2 protein-coding genes and 1 pseudogene are annotated in these 1,583 nt (G+C 64.7%); 2 read left to right on the forward strand and 1 reads right to left on the reverse strand.

Features of this window, described 5'->3' with window-relative positions; genetic code table 11:
• The coding region (locus tag ACY45C_RS16980; RefSeq protein WP_462188544.1) for a metal ABC transporter solute-binding protein, Zn/Mn family at positions 1-527 on the reverse strand (527 nt) is incomplete at its 3' end.
• Positions 528-777: 250 nt separating this feature from the next.
• Here ACY45C_RS16980 and ACY45C_RS16985 point away from each other — a divergent pair.
• Together ACY45C_RS16985 and ACY45C_RS16990 are read left to right on the forward strand one after the other, a co-directional pair.
• Entirely contained in the window at positions 778-1,071 is a 294-nt protein-coding gene (locus tag ACY45C_RS16985) for a hypothetical protein (protein WP_462188554.1), read from the forward strand.
• A gap of 286 nt (positions 1,072-1,357) precedes the next feature.
• Positions 1,358-1,583: pseudogene (locus tag ACY45C_RS16990) on the forward strand (hypothetical protein); the annotation flags it as partial.

Genomic DNA, 1,583 nt, shown 5'->3' on the forward strand with positions numbered 1-1,583 from the left:
TTACCGTTCGCCCTGAAGTCCGCCGCGTGCGCGGGATCGAGATCACTGAAGGTATCGACGATGTTGTCGACATAGATTTGCGCGTTCAACGGGCTCATCCAGGCGTGCGGGTTCGGCTTGCCTGCGTAGGCGTCCTCGGTGATGTCTATCGCCTTGACCCCGTCCGACACCACGGCGTGCCGCACGTGCACCGACTCCACGAACCGCTTGAACCACAGCTCCAGGTTCAGGCCGTTGTCCAGGATCAGATCCGCGTCCGATGCCTTCGTGATATCATCCGGCGTCGACTCGTACCCGTGGATCTCCGCCCCCACCTTCGTGATCGACTCCACCCGCAGGTGATCTCCTGCAACGTTCTGTGCGATGTCCGATAACACCGTGAACGTCGTCAGTACTACCGGACGATCACGCCCCCCACCGGCCGATGCGTCGACAGCGGGGGTGGTGGAGCACCCCGACAGCATCAGCGCGGCGGCGGCGGTAGCCGACCCCACTCTCGACAGCCATGCGACAGTACCGCGCATCATAAGCCCCTTCCCGTCCTTCCGAACATCAATCTTCGGTATGGCGAAGTTTGATTACTATATAGACGGATTCTCGGGTGATGTCCAACCATCTCCACGCGTTCGTCGGATATCGTGGTTGTCCAATCACTATTCGTGATCGATTGTTGCGGCGGAGTGTGGCCGCGGGTCGAGCCAGGACAAGGGCGCCCCGCCACCTGGATGATCGTTCCTGTCGAAGAAAAGATCAACTGGGTGAGGTTGAGGGGGTTGAATGACAGTCCTGCCGGCGAACACCTCGGAGTTCAGTCGGGCACCGGCCCGGCTGGGACGACTCGGCGAGTTAGCCGTCGTCGCCGCCCGCTGCCGGAGTCGTGCGCACAGCAGGGAGGGTGACCTGCTGGTCGGCATCGAGGGCGAGCTGTGCATCGCGGGCCCGCAGCTCACCCCTGGCTACCTGGACCCGGCGGACGACCGTGGCCGGTTCTTCGAGCGGGACGGCCGCCGCTGGTACCGCACCGGCGACCGGGTCCGCCGCCGTAGCGAGGCCAACTCCGGAGCCGGTTGATTGTGCCGGTGAGGAGGCCACGGTGAGGGTCTGCGGCGTAGCCGTGGCGATGCTGCCGGGACAAAGCTGGGTCATCTCCCTGGTCGATCGATTGTCAGGTGCACGTGGGAACCGTCCCCGGTTGCCCTCCCCTCCGGCCGGCCTGGCTGTAGGCGGGCAGGTCCGTTGCCGACCGTGGACCGTGGGACGGAGGCCCCGTAGTAGTCCGAGCGCGCGAGAGGCGCGTACATGGCGAAGGGGGCCAGCAAGTCGGCAGTGAGGACGCTGGAATGCTCGGAGGCCGCCGGTGAACACCGACGAACTGGACTTCGCCTGGTATCAGGCCGAGGAAAGGGTACGAGAGATCCAGGCCAAGCTGTACCGGTGGGCGAATGAGGACTCTCACCGCCGGTTCGAGGATCTGTTCAACCTCGTCTGCGACCCGGCTCCTGCTTGTGGCGTGGGGTCGCGTGCGGAGGAACAAGGGTGCGTGCACGGCCGGTGTGGATGGGCAGACCGCCTACTACATCGAG

It is taken from the genome of Frankia sp. CcWB2, from assembly GCF_977927585.1.